The following is a 21,376-nucleotide window of genomic DNA, read 5'->3' on the forward strand; positions in this document are numbered from 1 at the left end:
TTACCTTTCTAGTTGGTTTGCTGCAATAGCTAGCTTGTTTGGGATTTGATTTTTCTTTATACTTAGGGGATTTGCTAGTTAGCTAGCGATAATGCTTAACCAATCTCCATGCTTTGGCTAACTAGCTGGCTTTGACCATTGCCCTTTGTTCTGACTTGTAATTGTTGATAAATTTGTTCTTTTAATTCACGAACATGACTGATAATACCAATTAAGCGCCCTTCACTTTCAATTTGCATCAATGCTTGCATCGCCTGAGCGAGTGCTTCTTCATCTAAGGTACCAAAGCCTTCATCAATAAAGAGCGCTTCAATTTGAATGCCTCCACTTTGTTGCTGAATGACATCAGCTAAAGATAAGGCTAAACATAAGGCGACAATAAAGCTTTCGCCCCCTGATAGTGTTTGGACCCGACGATTTTCCCCACTATGTGCATCGTAAATTAATAATTCTAAACCAGTTGCTCGAACGTAGCTACCCTTATTTTGATCAATCAATAAGGTATAGCGACCCTTCGTTAATTGTAATAAGCGTTTATTGGCAACCTTTAAAATTTCATTGAAGTAAACCTGCAAGACATAACGCTCTAAGCTTAGGTTTTGCTGATTCTTCCCTGCGACGACATCACTTAGTTGCGCAAAAGCACTGACCTCTTCCATCGTCTGTTGGTTAGTTGAAAGTAAGGCTTGATAATTCGCTAGAACTTGCTGATTTTGTGTACTTCTTAACGCTAAAGTCGCGATTTGGCGCTGATTTTCGTCTGCTTCATCCTGCAATTGCTGGACCTTGTCTTGTAATTGGCTTAAATCGACTTTTGGTTGCTTACTTGCCGGTAAAAGCTCTTGCAAGCGTTGTTCAAGCATTTGCACCTGTTGTTGATACGTTTGATACTTTTCTTTTAATGCTGGTAATTGCTCAACAAATGGAAGATAAGTCAACAAATGCGTGAATGTCAAATCAGCTAGCTGAGTATCAAAGGCCTCGGGAGTCGTTTGTTCGATACATAAGGCAAGGCCCTCAAGTAATTGGGCTAATTGCTGGTCGTCCTGACTGGCTAATTGACTAGCCTGCAGTTGTTTAATCGTTGGGAAAATCTGCTGGAATCTAGCCTGTAATTGCGTGTTTTGAACTATCCTTTGCTCAGATAAAATCCGGATGGCTTCTTCTAGGCGAATACGTGCTTGTGCTAGGGTTTGCTCCTGGGATTTATCGGCGGCAATTTTTGCGTTAAGTGTGGCCAGTTTTTGTGTTAATTCAGCTTTTTTCGTCGTTAACTCAGCTAGGGTAAATGGGGCTAATTGTCCTTGTAGGCTCGCCAATTCACCAGCTAGCTTTTCTGCCTGTAGTTCTTGAGCTTGCAGATGCTGCTGTTGCTCTTGTAATAGCTGACTGAACTCTTGGACTTCAGCTTGTAGGACTTGCTGTTGTTCAAGGCAAGTCGCTAATTGGCTAGCTAGCTTAGTCTGGCTCGTCGTTAGGGCTGTATAAAATTGATCAAACAACGTATAGCTTGCGGCCAAATCCGCTAATATTGGCGGTAATTGTGCGCTCATTGTCAGCATGACTGATGCTAGTGTAGCATTTTCTTGATTTAATTCTTTGGCGATTGTTTCTTTTGGCCATTCACCAAGCCAGTTGTTTACTTGCTGGACTAATTGATTCGTTTGTCCTTGGAGCTGATTAGCAAGTGCCCGCATCGCATCAGAAAAATGGGCTTGCGCATCCGGGATAAACTGTTGTACCTGTTGCAAAAGAACTAGATAGGCTTGTAATTGCTGCACAAACCGTTCATAATCACTTAGAATTTGCTGATTGGCCTGTGTCATTTGGGTGGCTAGCTGACTTTGGCGAGAGAGTAGCTGCTCGTTTTGCTGATTTAATTGCTGTAATTTCTCCTCACTGGCTAGAAGCGATTGTTGGTTAAGCTGTTGGGCTTGGTGCTCATTAGCTAATGCCGGATGCTCCAATGAACCACAAATTGGACAAGCTTGGCCTTGTTCAAGAGTTAGCTGCAATCTAAGCTTTAATAGTTCAATATTTTCCTGTTGGCTTACGGTTAGCTGCGCTAGTAATTTCGTTTTTTCTTCAGCGATAATCGCTTGCTCAGCGACATAGCTTTTTCTTAACGTGAGTGCCTGTTCGATATTTTGAAACAGCCCCTGAATTTGAGGTAGTAGCTGTGTGAGCTGAAACTGATCAGTTGGCGCTAGTTGCCAAAGCGCTTGTTGAGCTTGTTGCTGTTGGAGCCTTTCATATTCTTGGCTATTGGCAGCTAAATTGGCCTGACTTTGTTCAAGGTGTTGGTTTTTGGCAGCTATTTGTTGGCGCAATTGATTAAGCTCCACTTGATTTTTTTGCCAAGTGGCTTGCTTTTGCGTCAATAATTCAGCTAAGGGTAAGCGTTGGGTTACTTGCAGCAGCTCATTTTGGATTTGCTCGGCTGCTTGTTCATTAGCTTGGCGTAATGCTTGACCGGCTTGCCAGTTTTGCCAATCAAGGTTGGCTTGCTTTAAATCGAGCTGGGCTTGCTGATAGGCTTGTTGTGTTTTTTGATATTGCTGTTGCTCTTCTATTGCTTGCTGCCATAAATTTGCCTGATCTTTAAGCCACTCAAGCTCCGTTATTTTTTGTGCCAATTGTGCATAATCAGCCGCCTTTTTTTGATAAGCGGCGTGTTGGTTAAAGGCTTCTTCGTATTGCTTTTGCTGATGATGCAATAATTGACCGGCTTCAATTTGCTGATGGAAAGCTTTTAGTTGGGCTTTTAGCTGACTTAATTGGTGCTTTTTCTCTTGGATGGTCGTCTCTTGCTCAGCTAAATCACTCGTTGCTTCAGTAATGAAGGTCACTAAATCTTTATTTAGTACTTGTTGCTGTTCTTCTGTTAATTCGTTTGTCCATTGAAATTGCGTTTTTAATTGACTGAACTGTTCAAACTGGCGCGTTAAGCCTTGGCGTTTATTGGCAAGCTGCTCTTTAAACCAATCGGTCAGGCGTTGGTAGTCCATGGTGGCAAACAAGGTACGCAATAGCTTGGTCTTGTCCTCACTATCAGCTAATAAAAAGCGCCGAAATTCGCCTTGAGGCAAGAGCATAATCTGAGTAAATTGTTGACGATTTAACTGTAATAAATCAGCAATATACATATTCACCTTTTGCAAGCCACTTACCGCATCAATTTCCTTGCCACTCAGATCAAACACCTCTAAGAAAGCTTGAGGCTTATGCTCGCGAAAGCCTGTTCCTCTTTTTTTGGCAATTTGCTGCAAAGGACTACGCGTAATACGATACAGACGATCTTGATGACTAAATTCAAGGGTTACCTGACACAGACTGGTCGGTAAGGCAAAATTAGAACGCAGCTCCTTTGATTGGCGTGAATTCCCAATCGGCTCGCCAAATAAGGCAAAACTCATCGCATCTAAAATGGTACTCTTCCCTGCTCCCGTTTTACCGGTAATTAAGAAAAGACCGTGGGCTAAAAATTCACTAAAATCAATCGTTTCATCAATAAAAGGGCCGATATTTTCTAAAATTAATTTTTGCGGTAACATCTAATCATCCTTTGTCTCTGTAGATTGAATTGCCTGTAATCCTTGATTGAGCCAGGTCGTTTGTAGCTTGGAAAGTTCTTGATTGGTTAGCTGCTTAAAAAAGGCTTGAACTAATTCTTCAGGTGATAATTCATTTTGTACTTCTTGATAAGATAACTGATTATCGGTCTGTTGCAAGGCGATTTGCTGACGCGTTACACTTAACAGACGCGGATATTGACTGCGTAGCTGGGCCATAACATTTAAAATCGGCTCATGATCCGTCAAGGTAATGGCCAAATAGTCCTCACTGATTTTCTTTAAGGCGTCATCTGGATGAAGCAACTGCCCAAAATTAGTAGTCAACGCTCTTAATTCATGTAAAGGTGTTAGCGGAATAAAACGCAAAGCCGCTTCAGTCAATCCAGTCGGCGCTTGCACGGCTTGAGAACTTTGCTTAGCTTGATACTGATTAGTTAAATAATCAGTATCAAGCAAATAGACGCCTTTGGTATCTTGGCTTTCACCAATTGCATATTTTAATGGTGCCCCACTATAACGGATATTGCCCTTTGTCAGCGCTTTTGGTGAATGCAAGTGACCTAACGCTACATAGGCAAAATCGCCAAAAAGATCCGCGGCTACACTCGCCAATCCCCCTACTTCTAGTGGCGTTTCTGACTCTTGGCGCTGGCTGCCAGCCACAAAGAAATGACTGACTAGAATTTGTTTTTTCTCTAAATCAAAGCTTGCCTTCATCAAGTCAATTATTGCGGCTATGCCAGCTTCTAAGCTGGGAACGTTTTGGGCTAAGGGATGCTTAGGATTCGTTTCTTGAAAAAATTGCTTGATTTGATAAGGCTCTACATAAGGTAGTAGATAAAATTGACAATCCGCTAACGTAATTGGTTGAATGGCTTGAGCTAAAGTGGTATGCAAAAAGAACTGGCTCTGTTGATACCAAGGATTACCCGTAGCCAGGCGCACAGCCGAATCGTGATTGCCGGAAATAACCAAAAGCGGAATTTGCTCAGTTAAATTCCACTCTTGAAAAGTAGCATTCACTAAGGATACACTTTGTTGATCAGGTAATTGACGGTCATAAACATCTCCAGCAATAATGATTGCCTCCACCTTTTCTTTTTTAGCAATCGCTAGGATCTGTTGTAAAATCGCTTGTTGTTCGGCTAATAAATCATAGCCAAATAATTTCTTGCCAATATGCCAATCTGCAGTATGTAAGATTTTCATTCTATCGATTCCTTTGCCAAATATTTTTCCTACTCAATCATAAGCTTTGTGGAAAAACTTCTTCCCTCCATTATAACACTTTTTTTAAAGGCTAAATGAGAATTGCCAAAAGTTTTTCAATTTAAATGATCCTAACTTAAGTAAATTTAATGAATGGTCGATAACTAAAATGTGTTTTTAAATTAAAATTAGACTAATCTTTTTAAACAATCTGTGCTATGATTTTAGCAGATAGTTATATCAAAAGTTAATCATCCGTTTGTTTAATTTTTCGTAAATGAGTTCAGCTTAGTATTTAGCTATTTTTGTGAAATAAATCATTTTTATTTTAAATTATATAGTTTTCCGAGGAAAAGAGGGCGGCCATGGCGATTTTTATATTAGAAGATAATAAGCTTCATTCAAAATATCTATTTGATTTGATTAAAAGAGAATCGAATGCACAACATGAATCACTTTATATTTTTCATAAACCAGAAGAATTATTAAACCAAGTGGCCTTAACGTCTGGCTTTCATATTTATTTTTTGGATATTCATCTTAAAAACGAAACAGAAGGTGGCTTATTAACTGCGCAAAAAATTCGTAATCTCGATAATCAAGGAATTATTGTCTTTGTCTCTAGCCATACTGATTTGGCTTTGCAATCATATAAATATTTTGTCAATGCGCTAACCTTCATCAATAAAAACGATGCATTAAGTAATTTTAAGGCATCGGTCAAAAAATGCTTGGATAATTATTTTACCTGTAAAAATCAATTTATCGAGGAAGAATATTTGACCATTGAATCGAAAAATGCGGTTTTTAAAGTAAACTTAGCCCATATTCACTACTTTGAAAGTATTGGGATGCATCGAATCGCCATGATTGGTGATCAGCTTTATAAGAATTTTTATAGCTCGTTAAATGAGTTAGAAACCCTACACCCTAATTTAGTGCGAATCCATCGTTCGTTTTTAGTCAATCGGCAAGCAATTATTGAGGTGAATCGAACAAAGCGGACGCTACTTACGAAAAAACAGGTCGAGCTCCCTATTTCAAGAAAAAATTTAAAGACCGTCTTGGAGCAAATGGGTTAAATGTATTAAATAGATTGGAAGCGAATTTTTATGGATAGCAGCTTAATGATTGGCTTAAAAACAGCCATCTTTTTATTCAATAGTTGGGCATTTTTTACGATGTTTTGCAAAATTACCCAAACGAGAAATATTGCCTCAAAGCATCAATTTTTCACCATCGGAGTCATTGCTGGAGTGCTCGCATTGGGGATTAGTTTTCATTTGCGCTTTATTTTATATCCAGCTATTGTGCTCTTATTATTGTTACTTAGCCTACTTTATAAAAAACTCTACGAAAGTCGCCTAACTATGAGTAGTCTCTTTTTTCTAAGCTGCTATACCGTAATTATCTATAGCTTTACCAACGAATTAGAAGAGCTAGTGGCACGATGGCTGACTCAAGGCAAGTATGAAATAATGTTCATTCATTTATCGTGCTACTTTATTTCTAGTGTGGTCAATCTTTTTTTAGCTTCCAAAGCACCTAGTCGTGGTTTTGAAGAAATCTACTTCTTTGCCACACAAAGCCAGCTAATTCCAATATTAAACGTCATTTTATTTTTATTAATTGTTGCAGCTTCACAATTATTTTTATTTCGCCATCCACAGTCTTGGTTTATGCAATTATTTTTCAATGATATGACGCTGTTTTACTTAGCCTTTACAGTTTTCATTTTCGGTTTGATTTTATGGATGATTTTTTATACCAACGCGAAATGGCGCTCACAAACCAATGCACATTTGCGTAGTATCAAAAACTATACTCAAGAAATTGAACAATTAAACGAAGAATTGAATATGTTTCGTCATGATTCCTTAAACATCCTGTACAGCCTAGAATTAGCCATCCAAAAAGGTGAAGTGGAGGAAATCAAGCGAATCTATCGAGAAATTCTGGTCCCTAGTCAGCAACTGCTATTAGATACGCAACAGCAAATCGAAGTGTTAAAACGTGTCAAAAGCATGGAAATCAAAAGCTTACTGAACGCTAAGCTAAGGCAAGCAGCAGCCCAAAAAATCGATTTTTCAATCGTGATTACAGAAGATATTTGCTTTGATTGTATTCCTAATTTGCTTATTTTTATCCGTATTTTAGCTATTTTATTAGATAATGCCATAGAAAATAGCCTGAAAAATGAGAAGCCAGCCATCTGCTTATTAATTACGCAAGATGAAGCGAGCGTGAAGCTAGTTTTACAAAATACCTACGACAAAGATAGTCTACCCTTAGAACAATTTCATCAAAAATATTTTACAAGTAAAAAGGATAAAAAAAAGCATGGCCTTGGCTTGACCTTCGTCCACCAAGCAATTAAATATTATTCACATTATGAATTAATGACTACAGTCAACCAAGACTTTTTTACCCAAGAATTAATCATTCAGAAGGTTTAATTGCTTTTCAGGTATTTTCAATGACCTTTTAGGAAAAAAATCTTTGCATTTACATTAGATACGTTATAATTTAATTCGTATTTTACTGTTACGTTCATTAATGCAAAGACAACATTTTATTATTTTTTAACTTTGTTCCTCATAGTTATTGTTTATAATCATGTCAACAGTTTTACCCCACTACTTTACACACTAATCAACTCCCCCCAATTTGGTTGTTAGTGTGCCTCGCTAGTAATATACGAGAAAAACAGTAACTTCATTATCAACTATAGTTAAAAAAGAAATCATTCGCTAAGGGAATTGACAATATCCATATGGGAAGGAATAGTAATGAACATTATTTAAAGTAAAATGCCAAAAAAAGCTCTCAGATTTGAGGGCTTTTTTCTTTGGCTATTTTTCTTTTTTCTCAGGGATGACGTAAACAAAATTAGGATTGACTTCCGCATCCAATTGATTAAAAGCTTGGGTTAAGCGTGCATCCACTATCGCTAGACTTGCTTTATCCGTCTTTTTAATATCGCTCACATCAATTGGCTCCCCAAAGCGAATGGTCACCTTTTTACGTTTCAGTAAATCTTTAAAGCTTAGCGGCCCTTGATAGACACAAGGAACAATCCTAACCTTCGCCATTCTCGCAATAACGGTCATTCCACCTTTCAATTCATTGGAATAACGACTACCGGTTGGAAACATGATTAAACTCAAATCAGTAGACTTTAATAGCTTCACCGGTGTTTTAATGACACTTGGACCAGGATTTTTCCGATTTACCGGAAAAGCGTTGGCATGAACCAAAATAAAACGGATGAAGGGATTTTTAAATAATTCTTCCTTAGCCATAAAAGCAAACTTCTTTGGCCGAGCTGCTACCGCTAAATACAACGGATCCCACCAGGTTCTATGCGGTGCCACCAAAATATAATTCTCATCCTTAGGCAAGACTTCTTTATTTTGAATTTCTAAATTCCCATTCACAATAAAAAACAAAAAACGGACAACGCCGCGCATAAATGTGAAAAACATTTCTTCCATCCTTTCATTATCTCTAAACTTCAGTATGCTAGATTTTTCAACGTTTGACAAGTAATTTTTACTTTTTTGTTTGAAAGTTTCATAGTATAATGGCACTTGAAAAAAGCACGCATTTATTTGATAACCAAAATAACAAATAAATAACTTTTATCCAAACAATTCGTTTTAACCGTCTAAAGATTTCTCAATTACCTTTTGTTTTATTGACGATTTTTGATAAAAATAACTTTATAAACACATAAATAACAAGGAGCTTCATATGAATGAAAATGTAACCTTATATGAAAATGAACGTATTGATCAATTATATGCGAATGCGATTCAAATTATCCAAAGTAGCGAAGTGTTTAGCTTTTCCTTAGATGCTGTTTTACTAGCTAACTTTCCTCAATTGCCTAAAAGAGGACAAATTGTTGATTTATGTTCAGGAAATGGCGCAGTCAGCCTGTTTATGAGCCAAAAAACACCAGCAAAAATCACTCAAATCGAGCTACAAGCTAGATTAAGTGACATGGCTAAGCGCAGTGTAGCCTTAAATCAAAAAACAGAGCAAATTCAAGTCATTCAAGCCGACTTAAAGGAAGCACCTAAATTAATCGGTCATGACTGCATTGATTTAATCGTCTGTAATCCTCCCTATTTTAAGGATTTACCAACGAATCACAAAAATCCTAATCCTTATTTAGCGATTGCTCGGCATGAAATCCATACAAATTTAGAAACCGTTATTCAGACCAGCGCCAAGCTGTTAAAAATGAACGGTCGCCTAGCCTTAGTCCATCGACCTGAGCGCTTTTTAGAAATTATCGAAATCATGCAAAAGTATCAAATTATGCCCAAAAGGGTCCAGTTTGTTTATCCTAAAGCTGATAAAGCCGCCAATATTCTCTTAGTTGAAGGCATTTTACACGGCAAAAAAGACGGTTTTAAAGTCTTACCGCCACTTTTTACCTATGATGCTCAAGGTGAATATACTCCCGAAATCAAAAGGATGTTGTATGGCAATGAATAAAACCCATTATTTTTATGTTCTATTATGCAAGGATTCTACGCTTTATGCCGGCTATACAACTGATTTGCCGCGACGCTTAAAAGAACACAATCAAGGTATCGGTGCTAAGTATACTCGCTTAGCCAAGCGCCGCCCCTTAAAAATGATTCATGCAGAAGGTTTTACTACCCGAAGTGAAGCCATGCAAAAAGAAGCCGCCTTTAAGCAGCTTAATCGTGCGCAAAAAGAGCGTTATCTTGCTAGTCACGTTTCCCTAGAACTCCCTGAAACAGCTGACTGAAGAAAAAGCTGAAAAAGTAAAAATTCGCCGTTGTCTTGATCCGTTCTTCAAGACCACGGCGAATTTTCACATGTCTGAGCGAGCTACTGAACATCCTTATATTTCACTGCGTTGTAAGCTGTAGACGCTGCGGTTGCCGTTACATAAATAGCCAATGGCACATACGATAAAGAAATATGGGATGCCATCAAAGCCAAAGACCTCTGCACCGATAAAAATTGGCGCAATGAAGGTATTCGTTGCACTGCCAAAAACGCTGGCAAAACCTAGTGCGGCAACAAAATCAACTGGTAAATGTAACCAAGGAGCCATAGCTGCCCCTAAACATGAGCCAATCGCAAACATTGGTAACACTTCCCCACCTAGAAAGCCACTTGCTAAGGTCAATGCAGTGAAAACTAATTTTAACAACCAATCATAAGTATGAATCGTGCCGCCATGAAAACTAGCAACAATCAAATTCGTTCCCAGACCTGCGTAACGTCCATGATCAAAAAGCCATAGTGTAATACTTAAAATCAGACCAATTACGCCAATACGCCAAACCGGATTAGGTAGATGATTTTCTAAGGTTAGACGAGTAAAACGCATCGCTTTAGCAAATAAATAACCAACTAATCCAAAAATAAGTCCTAAAATAATTAAACGAATGATTAAAAACCAAGGTAAGCGATCATCCACTACTAATTGATAACTAAATTTATCTAAACCTAAAAATGCTGAAGTAAAGCTAGCTGCAAAAGCTGCCACCATCGTCGGTAACAACACATCATAGGTCAAATGTCCCACAACTAATACTTCCATCGCAAAAAAAATTGCTGCAATCGGTGTTTGAAATAAGCCAGCAAACCCTGAAGCCATCCCAATCACAATAAATCGTTTATAATTCATCCCTTTGAATTGACGACCAAACCAATGAGCAACGGTCGCACCAATTTGCACAGCTACCCCTTCGCGCCCTGCTGAACCACCAAACAAATGCGTCAGCCAAGTACCCATAATCGCAAATGGTACCAAGCGCTTAGGCACACTAGCTATTTCTCCATAACCAGCCTTAAAAATCAATCCCATTCCTAGATGACTATCTTTACCATAGCGACGTTGTAAATAAATAAACGCCATTCCCGCAAACGGTAAAAATGGTAATAAGATGAGTCGATGGGCTTGAAAAATATTAGCTAAGTGATTTAGCACAATGCCAAAGCCAGCATCCATCGCTCCGACTAACACGCCAATCATTACACTCAATATCAGGACTAAACCGACATGCTTGATTTTTTCCAATGAATATCCGTGTAATTTCATTTTTCTTTCACCCCTAATTTTCATTATTGCCAACAAAACTACCCCAAAATAGCTAGGCGGATAGAAATTGAAAGAATCTACCAAGCTACTTTTCTCAAGCTAAATCTTATCGCTTATAGCTAAGAAAGTTACAAAACACGCTTGAAATAATCTGTGTTCAGCAAGTAACTCCTTCGTCAAATAAGCTAGTCTGGTGAAAAATTTTTATAATCCTATTATTTTTCCCAGACTAGATCTTATTTGCTCGAAGTTGACCGACTTGCTTCACATCCTTGAAATAATCTATGCTTAGTGGATAGCCTCTCGGAAAATAAGCCAGCCTGTCGCAGAAAGTCTTTAAACTAGAGGACTTTCTCGCCATTCTGGATCTTATTAACGGTAGATAACGACTAGCTACTCGGAAAATTTGCCTCGTCGTTTGAAAAAAATTCTCATTCTACCTTTTTTCAAACACCGAGTAACACTCAAATTTTCTCGTAGCTAAGCGAGTTGTTCTCTATCCTCTTTTTTCTCGAGGCTGATCAATCCACTTCGCATTTTTAATGAAATCTGTGTTCAGTAGCTAGACATGCCGAAAATTCGCCTCTCCATTGGGAAAATCTCAACTCTTTTTTGATTTTCTCAATGGAGAGTAGCACTCGAATTTTCTCATGTCTGAGCAAGCTACTTCACATCCTTGAAATAAAAAAGATGTGGGGTTAACCACATCTTTTTGCGCTTATTTAGTTGCACGTTTTACGTAAGTACCTTCAGCTGTGTTGATTTCTAAGTATTCACCAGCTTCGATAAAGTCCGGTACGTTTACGACTAAACCAGTTTCCATTGTTGCTGGTTTGCCTGAACCTGTTACAGTTGCGCCCTTGATTGATGGTTGTGTTTCTTCAACTTTTAAAACGACTGTTGTTGGTAATTGGATACCTACTACTTCGCTTCCAAAGAATTGAATTTTTACTTCCATGTTTTCAAGGATGTATTTCATTTCTTCGGCTACTGTTTCAGTTGGGATTTCGTATTGTTCGTAAGTTTCTAAGTCCATGAAGTACGCTGTATCATCCATTGTGTATAGATATTGAACCGTTTTGGTGTCAATGTGTGCACGTTCGAATTTTTCTTCTGGACGGAAAGTTGTATCATAAGTTGCACCAGTACGTACATCGCGAAGTTTCATACGCATTACGGTGTTTCCCTTACCTGGTTTGTGATGGCTTGCTTCTAAAACCTTGATTAATTTACCATCTTGTACAAAAGTCATACCAGCTCTTAAATCACTTGCTGAAATCATTTACATATCTCCTTTATCAATTTGAAAATAGTTCCTTTCCCATTGTATCAAAAAGTTGCTCTTTACGCTAGCGTTTGAACATAGAATTTGTTGAGCAAATTTACATCGTCATTCGCCCTATTTACTCTTGCAACCTACGCCAAAACGTTGCTTAGTCAAAAAGTAAAGAAAAGAATTGTTGATTGGTTAAATTGTGAATATAGTGATTCACTTGGCAGGTTGCTAAAAAGTTTTCAAAAACCTCAGCTTCAAAGGCTAAACCAACTAACTGCTCAGTGAGATATTCAATTGGTTCTTGACCAAAAAAGTCGCCAAAAATCTGGGCTTTAGTAATTTTCCCTTTATTCATAGATAATTTAATATCAATAATGCCGACTTGCGGAATACGCGTGCGCCGTTGTAGATCAAATTGTGGCGTTTCTCCGTAAATCCAATCATGATTAGCATATTTTCTTTCGACCAAGTCTTGAATGGCGGCTTGATCTTCGGCGGATAATACAATTTGTTGACTCGAAATAGCTTTAAGATCATCCACTTGATAGATGGCACAAAGTAAGGCCTCACCAAATTGCTCGGTGGTCAGTTCTTGATATTGACTAGCTAGATAAGGTTTAATATTGGTCACGACCTTTCTAGTCGATGGCGTAGCTTTGGATTGAAATTTTTCTTTAGAGACATTTAGTACCTGACTTAGCACACTTAAATCGACATCATACATCAAAGTACCATGAGAATAGGTGCGCCCATTTTTGGTATACATCGCATTACCGGAAAACTTTTTGCCTTCAATATATAAATCATTCCGACCACTTGCTTCTACAGCTATTGCACCCATTTTTTGTAAAGCTTGGACGATGGGTTGAGTCACGCCTTGATAATCTCCAAAGGCTTGCTTACCTTTTTGACTAACAAAGCTAAAACTAATATTTCCTAGGTCATCATAGACTGCACCACCCCCAGAAATTCGACGTGTCAGCGTAATATTATGCTCCCTTAAAAAGGGAAGATGAATTTCTTCATAGGCATTTTGATTACGACCGATAATCACACACGGCGCTTGGATATAGAGTAATAATAATGGTTCAGCTAAATCATATTGATTTAATAAGTATTCTTCAGTAGCTAAATTCACGCGAATATCACGACTTGGCATCATGTAATAACGCATAGTAATCCTTCTTTCTATCTATGTTATCATGGAGGCTTTTACTCACCACTTTAAGCATAGCCCACCACGAAAAAAAGTGAAAGTCATCTGACTTCCACTTTTTTTGCTATTGAGTAAATATTATTCGCTAACATAAGCTAAACGATAAGAAACCGTACGTCCAAATGGGAAGACTTGTAATCCTTTTAGATGTTTAGATTGTAGATAAGCAACTGAACCTTGATAAAATGGTAATACAGCTGTATCTTTTTCAATTAATGTTTTTTCTAAGTCAATTAATTTTTGCCAACGTTTGGCTGGATCCGTCGCTAAAGTAGTACGTGCTTCAACTAAACCAGCATCGTAGTCTTTATTAACATAACCTGATGAATTTAAGCCACCTGTTGATTCATAAAACTCTAAGAAATTGATTGGATCCGCATAGTCTGGTGTCCAAGTCCCATAAACCAAGTCAAAATCGCCCGCTGTCTGCAAATCCAAACGATTTTGTAAGGGGACATTTTTGATTTCAATGGTTAGGCCAGGTAGTTTTTGCTGTAATTGACCTTGTAAAAATTCCACTGTCTTTTTAGAAACGGCTGTATCAGATGCCAATAATTCTAAATGAATTTGGTCTTGTCCTAATTCTTTTTTCGCTGTTTCCCAAGCCTTTTGCGCTGCCTTTAGATTATAACTCATAAGATTGCCTGCTTCTTTACGATAGTCTTCACCAGTATCTGGATTTTTGGCAAAGTTAGCTGGTACAAAACCGTTTAATGGTTTAGAACCATCGGCCAAGACATTCTTCGTAAAGCTAGCTTTATTGATTGCTTGTAAAATCGCTTGACGTACATGAACGTTGCCAGTTACAGTACGTTTTTGGTTGGCACTGATATACCCAACTGTCGCTTTTGGTGCAAAGTGTGCAAGTGGATTATCTTGATTGTTTTGCGCATAAACATCAGATAATAAAGTATAGTCTAGTTGACCATCGTTAAATAAATTCACTCCAGTAGCAATTTCTTTCACTACTTGTACGTTAATTTTTTCTAAGCGGACATTTTCTTTATCCCAGTATTTCGGATTTTTTTCTAATGTCCAGCTTTCATTATTTCCATTCCAACCCTTTAAGATAAATGGTCCGTTGCCGACAAAATTCTCCGCACTTGTACCATAAGCCTTCCCTTTTTCTTGGGCAAAAGCTTGTTGTTTTGGCATAAATGGCGTTCCTGTTAGAATTTCTGGTAAGAAGGGTGCTGGATTCTCTAAGTGTATAACTAAAGTTTGGTCATCTTTAGCTTCTACCCCTAACTGATCAACGGGTAATTCACCACTACGGATTTTACTTGCATTTTTAAAAATATCCATCCGGCTACTTGCTGAAGAAGCAGTTGCTGGATCAACGACTGTTTGAAAAGCATAAACGAAATCGCCCGCTTTTACTTGGGTGCCATCGCTATATTGGGCATCTCTTAATTTAAAGGTATAAGTTAAACCATCCTCACTAACTTTTGGCTTTTCCTTAGCCATGGCTAACTCTGGGTCACCATTTTTATCTAGACGATATAATCCTTCTGTCACTTGTCCAATCATATCTGAACTGTTTACATCCGTATATTGCGCGCTATCTAACGTTGATAACTCACCTGGTGTAGAAACTGAAATTTCTTGTTTTACTTCTTTAGCTCCTGACTGACTAGTAGAAGTACTTTTATTTCCAGTTCCACAAGCTGCTAATAAAAGGGTACTTACGGCCAACAAACTCACTAACTTTTTCAATTGTCAACATCCTCTCTGTTTATAATTGATTCACTACATATTGAAAGACCGCTTGTTCTTGCGGTTGTTTGCTATAGGCAAAGTCTGGGTGCCACTGAACCCCTAGAATTCTACGTTTGGAATTTTCAATGGCTTCCACAATTCCATCTGAACATTGCGCCGTTACTGTCAAGGATTCACCGACTTCTTTTACGGCTTGATGATGAAACGAATTTACCTTTGATTGTTTTCCATAGATTGGATAAAGTAAGCTCTGTTTTTCAATCATTAAATCATGTGTTGGCTCTTCTCTTGGAATTGGGTTTTGCATATGATTCACAGGGGTCATATCCTCAATATCTTGATAAAGACTGCCACCAAAATAAACATTTAACAGTTGCATGCCACGACAAACAGCAAAAATCGGTTTTTCTTGTCGCACAGCTTCTTCAACTAATGAAAGCTCAAATTGGTCACGACAAGTTAAGTAGTTACTATCGATTTCTTCTGACTGTCCGTAATATTTTGGATGGATATCTTGACCACCAGCTAAGATTAATTTGTCGATTTGTTGTATGTAAGTTTTGGCAAATTCTGGTTGCCCAATAGGTAAAAGCAAAGGTATCCCCCCTGCTTTTTGCACAGCTTCTATGTATCCTTGTGGTATATAACTAACTGGCAAATGATACAGAGTTTCCCCAGCATCATGAATCATATTGCCAGCAATGCCTATAATTGATTGACTCATTTTCCCTCACTCCCCAGTTCATGGATAATGTAGCTTTGATTATAAGAAGGGATTCACCGACTGTCAAATAGGTTGTTTGGTACGTGATAGCTTGTATCTATCGCAAAAATTACTTACAGTGCTTGAATCTTCTATGTTTACTGATACTTTTGTTATTAATGGCTTCGCTTTCAATAATTATAATAACTATAATTGATAATAATGAATATTGATACATTCATAATTAAAATCTATTAAAATAATAAATATTTATTTACAAAGGAAGCTTTTTGTGCTAATCTTTAAAAAGATGGTCTTTCCATCTATAGGCAAAAGCTTATATAAGGCACCAAGTGAGCCAAACTAATCGCTTAGTTTGAATCGCTTTTATCCAATCATCCTACTTTTTGCTTGGTGTCTTATAAAATTTTACTATTCAGCACCCTCTTTTATGGGTGTTTTTTCGTTTAATAAAAAATCGAGTATAAAGCGCTAATCATTGACTAGCACTTCATATTCGATTTTGTTTTATCCTATGATTAAAATATGTTTATCTATCGATTAGGAAATTGCATACCAACCGACACCTTCAGCATTCCAGCCAATTTTAACTAGCTGCTGTTGTTCGTCCTTGCTGACTGTATAATGATGGCTACCAGCTTTTTTCTGGAATTTATTATAAACACGATAGATTGGGACACGCTGTTCAGGATCAGATTTCCAGCCTACCCCTTCATACCGCCAACCAATGCGGACGAGATAATCTCTTTCTGTAGAAGATAAAGTATAGTGATGATCGCCAGAATTCGGATTATATAAGCGATAAACATCTTGTCCTTCTGTCGGCGCTATCCATGCCACCCCTTCATCCTTCCAACCGATTTTGACAAGATTAGCACGTTCGCCTAAATCTGCACTATATAAGTGTTCACCAGAATTTGGATTATACAAGCGATACATCACGACATAGTTCTTAGTATCTGGCGCTAAAGGCATCCATTTCGCATATAAGGTTATTGTGTCATTTACTGGCTGATTAAATACATAGCTTTTAGCATATTCTTCATCAGTATACCAACCAGCAAAACTATAACCAATACGAGTTGGATCTGTTGGTGCCTTAACCTTAGTTCCAGCCGGCACAGAAATACTCTCAACATAACTTCCTCCTTGACTATCAAACATCAAGGTTTTTAATTGCGGTTGAATAACTATTGTCCGATCAGCTACTGTACGATTTCCACTGCTATCCTTAACAGTATAAGTCAAACGATAATTACCGACACGACTGGTTTTAAAACTACCAGTAACTTTAATTTGATCAGTTAAGTCCCCATCAGTCGGATCAAAAGCGGTAATCCCCTCTAAAGGATCAAATTCTTCATCAATGCGCAAGGTTTGATTTTTCACTCCATTAATGGTAGGTGGTTCATTATCAATAACCGTTGTCTTACCTGGAGCACTTTGATTTTCAGCAGTATCAATAGCGTAGACGCGTACTACATCGCCAACATTTAATTGATTAGTATAGATTTTAAATTTCCCTAGCGCATCAGCCTGTCCTCTAGCAATTTCATTACTGTCATCTGTATCATCTTCACCTAAATAAGCGATAACCGTACTTTTGGGCTCGGCGGTTCCAGTAATGACTGTATCAATATTGCCTAGACGGTTAATTTTTGGAGCTGCTGGAGCTTGTGTATCTTCTGCAATCGTTAAATTATAACGATTCAAGCTGGCAGGATAATGATAATCAAACGACCAAGATTGATCCTTACTTACAAATACGATTGATGTTGGATGATAGACTCCTGGCGTAATTTTATTATTAATTGGTAGAGTTCCCATATATTTTTGGGTTAAATTATTATAGTAGAGCGCTACTTTACGTGGGGTAGATTCATTGGTAAATTGGAAATTTACATAGATAACTGAAAAATCTTCCTTCACTCGCGGACTCAAAGAAAATTGGGCAACATCTCCATACATTACCTTATTGGGCGTAATATTGAAGGTACTAATTGGACTAGATGAATTTGCTTTAATTTCAAAAGTTGCATTACCAGGATAGGCCGCTAGATTATTAATCACAATTTGATTATAGCTATTGTCCACTAAAATATTTTGTAATGGAAATACAACTTTCTCCACTTTGTCACCTAAACCAAAAATATCTAATATTTTCAAAGCCCCTTGGTTATAACCAGTCTGACGATTGTAAGGTAAGTGAACAAAAATATCTGCATAGGTAGCAATTGGATACTTCACCGTAATAGAATTTCCTCTAAATTGGTCATCCAATTTTACTTTAAGATTCAATAATGAACCAATTTCAGGCTTAGTCGAGCTTAGATAGATTTCCTTAACTAGACTACCGCTCACAATTTGGCGAATCATAAAATTCGCATTGACAAATAGATAAGAATCACTAACCTTGATGATTTGATTAGGCGTTTGATCTGTTCCATTAAATAATCGAAGTTGTTCCAAGTGATACTCACCGATGACAAAACCTTCATTATCTAACATATTAGCTACCGAAGATTGATAAAGATAGCTATCACTACTTCCTTGACGTGATAGTAACATCGTCTTTTTAGCACCAGAAACATCGTAGACTGCCTCAATCGCAGTGATTTTTCGAGAAGCTTTTAAAGTTACCTCTAAAGAAAAAGTTCCATTACGATCATAGGAAGGTAGCTTCACATCTGTTGAATAATTTTTCAACGTAATATCTTGAACAAAGTCCAATTCATCTGCTTGTCTATTTGCGACAAACAAAAAGAAAAAACTCAGCAAGCTAAGTAAAAATAAAAAAGTTACCTTTATTTTTTGATTATGCACATTCTTTTCCCCCTTTATCGCTTAATTTATCGGTTATTTATAGAAAAATATTAAGCAAAAAAATCGATTGAATAGAAAAGATTAGTCAACTTAACTAGGCAATCGATTTGGGGCAGGTTATGAAAAAATTTAAGGAAGCTAATTTTAACGACAAGTAACACTTAAATTTGCTCGTGACTGGGCGAACTACTTTACATCCTTGGGTAATCTGTGTTCAGTAGCTAGACATGCCGAAAATTCGCCTCTCCATTGAGAAAATCTCAACATTTTTCTGATTTTCTCAATGGAGAGTAACACTCGAATTTTCTCATGTCTAAACGAGCTACTTCACATCCTTGAATAATCTGTGTCTAGCAAGTAACTACTCGGAAAATAAGCTAGCGTGGTGTAGAATATCTTTAAATATAATTGATATTCCACCACGCTAGTACTTATTTTCTCGTAGTTAACCAACTTGCTAGACATCCTTGGGGTAATCTGTGTTCAGCGAGTAACTCCTTCGTCAAATAAGACTGTCTGGCAAGGAAAATCTTTAAAACTACGGATTTTTCTGCCAGACTATGCTTATTTGCTCGGAGTTAATCAACTCGCTTCACATCCTTGTTAATACCTGTTGAAGATTTGTTGTAGGATGTCTTGGAGTTGGGCGTGCATGAGGAGAAAATGCATGAGAAATTGCATGATGATTATCGATGCAAAGACATATAAAACAACCGGAATTAAAGTAATGTAAAAGCGGTTGTGTTTACGTGGATTTTCAACTAACCAGATATTGGCATGAAAGCTGTAACGGATAAAAGCAAAGTGTAGCAATATTAGTAAAAAGCCGAAAGCTGAGATTAAACCACCAATTAAAGTAAATAAGAACGCCAGTAAACTAATCGGTACTAATAAACTTAACGGTGCAAAAATCCGATTAAAGGCCTGTTGAAAATTCATTTCTTCGTGCATAATCCCAAAGGCAAAGCCCCAATAGATCAATACAGCAACCAATTGTAATAAAACAATCCCAATTAAAAAGCCAAAGAAAAATGGAAACGGTCGTAAATCTTGGACAAAATACACACCATAATGTCCAAATGAATTAAAGATGCTAGAAAAGACCTGACCAACAAATCTGGATAGGGCTAAGGCATAAAACAAGGCAATTAAAACAAAGTTAATGATACCTAGCCATGGATTTTTCTCTGTTTTTTCTAAAGGTGGATGAATCATGGTTTGACCTAACTGTGAAAAATAGCCTTTTATGTGAGCAACATGTGGTTTTAATAAATCAAAGTCACTCATTTCATCCTCGTCACTTGCTTCTACTTTCTTTTCTTGCATTTGAGGATGATCAGCATCATCAGTAGACTGCTTAGCCTCAGAAGAATTGATTGGTGAAATCATCTCTTTCCTCTCTGGATTTTCACCTTCCGATTCATTTGATAGTACTTCTTGATGATTTTCTTGTGAGATAGTGCTGGAATCTGTAGACGTTGAATCTGTTACTGTTGAAATTGTTGCTTCATTTAGTTTCTCATCTACTAAGTGCTCTTCTGATACAGTTTGTTCCTTCCCACAATAAGGACAAACCTGTGCATTTTCATCAATTGGATATTCACAATGTGGACATATTTTCATTTTCCTTCACCTCATCATTGACAATCATTACTTGGCTTGATTGTAGCACAAAGCATACAAAATAACAAAAGATACCCGATTTAAACAATCCGTATTAGTCAATTTATCAATCCCTTAAAAAAGAAAGTCAACCGTGCACTTAAATCAGTCCGGTTGACCTTCATTGTCTTATGCTAATTGATCTTTTAATTCTTGCTGCACTCTTTGTAATTCTTCAGGACTAACTGATTGATAAGAGATGCCATCTTTCATAAATCCAGTTCCTTGTAATTGATCCATCTTTACATTGTTAAATGCGTCTCGATAATTCAACATAATTTGTTGAACAGCATTTTGATCCAAATCTGTCTTCATGTTTTCTGATAATGCTTGTAAAACTTCGCGATATTTACTTACACCATAGACACTCAAGAATTTTTCAGCAACGGCTTTTACTACCATTCGTTGGCGCTCTTGGCGTCCATAATCTCCACGCGGATCATCATAGCGCATACGAGTAAACGCCAATGTTTGATCACCATTCAATGAAATTTTCCCTTGATTAAAAGTAAATCCACTATTTTCAAAAGCTAAATCATTCTCTACTTCTATGCCACCAATTACATCTACTAAATCTTTAATTGCTCGCATGTTCATAGTCACATAATGTTGAATGGGGATATCTAGATATTTTTGTACCGTGTCCATCGACATCGCAGCTCCACCAAAAGCATAGGCGTGGTTGATTTTATCTTGCGTTCCATGACCAACAATATCCACATAAGTATCACGAGCAATGCTGACTACTGTTGTTTGTTTTTTGGTTGGATTAACCGTCACTACCATAATTGAATCCGAACGACCTTGTCCATAACGATTCAACGCTCCTGTATCGATTCCTAATAGTAATACAGAAAAGGGTTGTTTATCAGACAAATTAGCTGCTTTTGTTTTACTATCTTCCTGTCTTTTGACTGGTTCATAAGTTTTTTGAACATTTTCAGAAAAATCATGATAGGCAAAGGCTAAAATCCCACCCGAAATCACAACTAAAGCAAGCAACAAAGCACCTACAGTGATTAAAATTGTTTTCCAAATACTTTTCTTTCTTTTCAAAGCTCTCAGCTCCTATTAACACATT

At 37.4% G+C, this 21,376-nt stretch carries 15 protein-coding genes; 4 read left to right on the forward strand and 11 right to left on the reverse strand.

The features are described from left to right. Positions 1-95: 95 nt before the first annotated feature. Both RK02_RS06625 and RK02_RS06630 read right to left on the reverse strand, forming a co-directional pair. Entirely contained in the window at positions 96-3,554 is a 3,459-nt protein-coding gene (locus RK02_RS06625; RefSeq protein WP_016183485.1) for an AAA family ATPase, read from the reverse strand. Further along, positions 3,555-4,784, reverse strand: coding sequence for an exonuclease SbcCD subunit D (locus RK02_RS06630; protein ID WP_016183486.1), 1,230 nt, complete (start codon positions 4,782-4,784; stop codon positions 3,555-3,557). Positions 4,785-5,149: 365 nt separating this feature from the next. Here RK02_RS06630 and RK02_RS06635 point away from each other — a divergent pair, with 365 nt between their 5' ends. Then, the gene (locus RK02_RS06635) at positions 5,150-5,866 is read left to right on the forward strand and encodes a LytR/AlgR family response regulator transcription factor (protein WP_016183487.1); all 717 of its coding nucleotides are present in this window, start codon (positions 5,150-5,152) and stop codon (positions 5,864-5,866) included. Between the two features lie 30 nt (positions 5,867-5,896). Then, positions 5,897-7,240: a GHKL domain-containing protein gene (locus tag RK02_RS06640; protein WP_018451773.1), complete on the forward strand. Its 1,344-nt coding sequence runs from the start codon at positions 5,897-5,899 to the stop codon at positions 7,238-7,240. A gap of 396 nt (positions 7,241-7,636) precedes the next feature. On the opposite strand, the gene RK02_RS06645 is transcribed toward RK02_RS06640, so the two are convergent. Beyond that, the gene (locus RK02_RS06645; protein ID WP_016183489.1) at positions 7,637-8,269 is read right to left on the reverse strand and encodes a lysophospholipid acyltransferase family protein; all 633 of its coding nucleotides are present in this window, start codon (positions 8,267-8,269) and stop codon (positions 7,637-7,639) included. Positions 8,270-8,537: 268 nt separating this feature from the next. Here RK02_RS06645 and RK02_RS06650 point away from each other — a divergent pair, with 268 nt between their 5' ends. Continuing rightward, positions 8,538-9,290, forward strand: coding sequence for a tRNA1(Val) (adenine(37)-N6)-methyltransferase (locus tag RK02_RS06650; RefSeq protein ID WP_016183490.1), 753 nt, complete (start codon positions 8,538-8,540; stop codon positions 9,288-9,290). After that, positions 9,283-9,570, forward strand: a complete 288-nt coding sequence (locus RK02_RS06655; RefSeq protein WP_018451772.1) for a GIY-YIG nuclease family protein — start codon at positions 9,283-9,285, stop codon at positions 9,568-9,570. Before RK02_RS06650 ends, RK02_RS06655 begins: the two co-directional genes overlap by 8 nt. A gap of 96 nt (positions 9,571-9,666) precedes the next feature. Here the strand turns inward: RK02_RS06655 and RK02_RS06660 are convergent, their stop codons facing one another. From RK02_RS06660 to RK02_RS06695, 8 genes are all read right to left on the reverse strand, one after another. Then, positions 9,667-10,875 carry a chloride channel protein gene (locus RK02_RS06660; RefSeq protein ID WP_016183492.1) on the reverse strand — a complete coding sequence of 403 codons (1,209 nt, stop codon included), beginning with the start codon at positions 10,873-10,875 and terminating at the stop codon, positions 9,667-9,669. 718 nt (positions 10,876-11,593) lie between these two features. Beyond that, positions 11,594-12,157, reverse strand: a complete 564-nt coding sequence (efp, locus tag RK02_RS06665; RefSeq protein WP_016183493.1) for an elongation factor P — start codon at positions 12,155-12,157, stop codon at positions 11,594-11,596. 151 nt (positions 12,158-12,308) lie between these two features. Continuing rightward, a complete protein-coding gene (lplA, locus tag RK02_RS06670; protein ID WP_016183494.1) occupies positions 12,309-13,325 on the reverse strand; it encodes a lipoate--protein ligase in 1,017 nt (338 codons plus the stop codon). A 120-nt stretch (positions 13,326-13,445) separates the two neighbouring features. Further along, positions 13,446-15,083 carry a peptide ABC transporter substrate-binding protein gene (locus tag RK02_RS06675; protein WP_016183495.1) on the reverse strand — a complete coding sequence of 546 codons (1,638 nt, stop codon included), beginning with the start codon at positions 15,081-15,083 and terminating at the stop codon, positions 13,446-13,448. Positions 15,084-15,102: 19 nt separating this feature from the next. Beyond that, positions 15,103-15,810: a gamma-glutamyl-gamma-aminobutyrate hydrolase family protein gene (locus RK02_RS06680; RefSeq protein ID WP_016183496.1), complete on the reverse strand. Its 708-nt coding sequence runs from the start codon at positions 15,808-15,810 to the stop codon at positions 15,103-15,105. A gap of 540 nt (positions 15,811-16,350) precedes the next feature. Then, complete coding sequence (locus RK02_RS06685; protein ID WP_016183497.1) at positions 16,351-18,633, reverse strand: immunoglobulin-like domain-containing protein; 2,283 nt, start codon at positions 18,631-18,633, stop codon at positions 16,351-16,353. A gap of 603 nt (positions 18,634-19,236) precedes the next feature. After that, complete coding sequence (locus tag RK02_RS06690; RefSeq protein ID WP_016183498.1) at positions 19,237-20,256, reverse strand: zinc-ribbon domain-containing protein; 1,020 nt, start codon at positions 20,254-20,256, stop codon at positions 19,237-19,239. A gap of 168 nt (positions 20,257-20,424) precedes the next feature. Further along, entirely contained in the window at positions 20,425-21,351 is a 927-nt protein-coding gene (locus RK02_RS06695; protein ID WP_016183499.1) for an LCP family glycopolymer transferase, read from the reverse strand. Positions 21,352-21,376 lie beyond the last annotated feature (25 nt).

This window comes from Enterococcus columbae DSM 7374 = ATCC 51263 (genome assembly GCF_000406925.1).
Lineage (GTDB): Bacteria > Bacillota > Bacilli > Lactobacillales > Enterococcaceae > Enterococcus_E > Enterococcus_E columbae.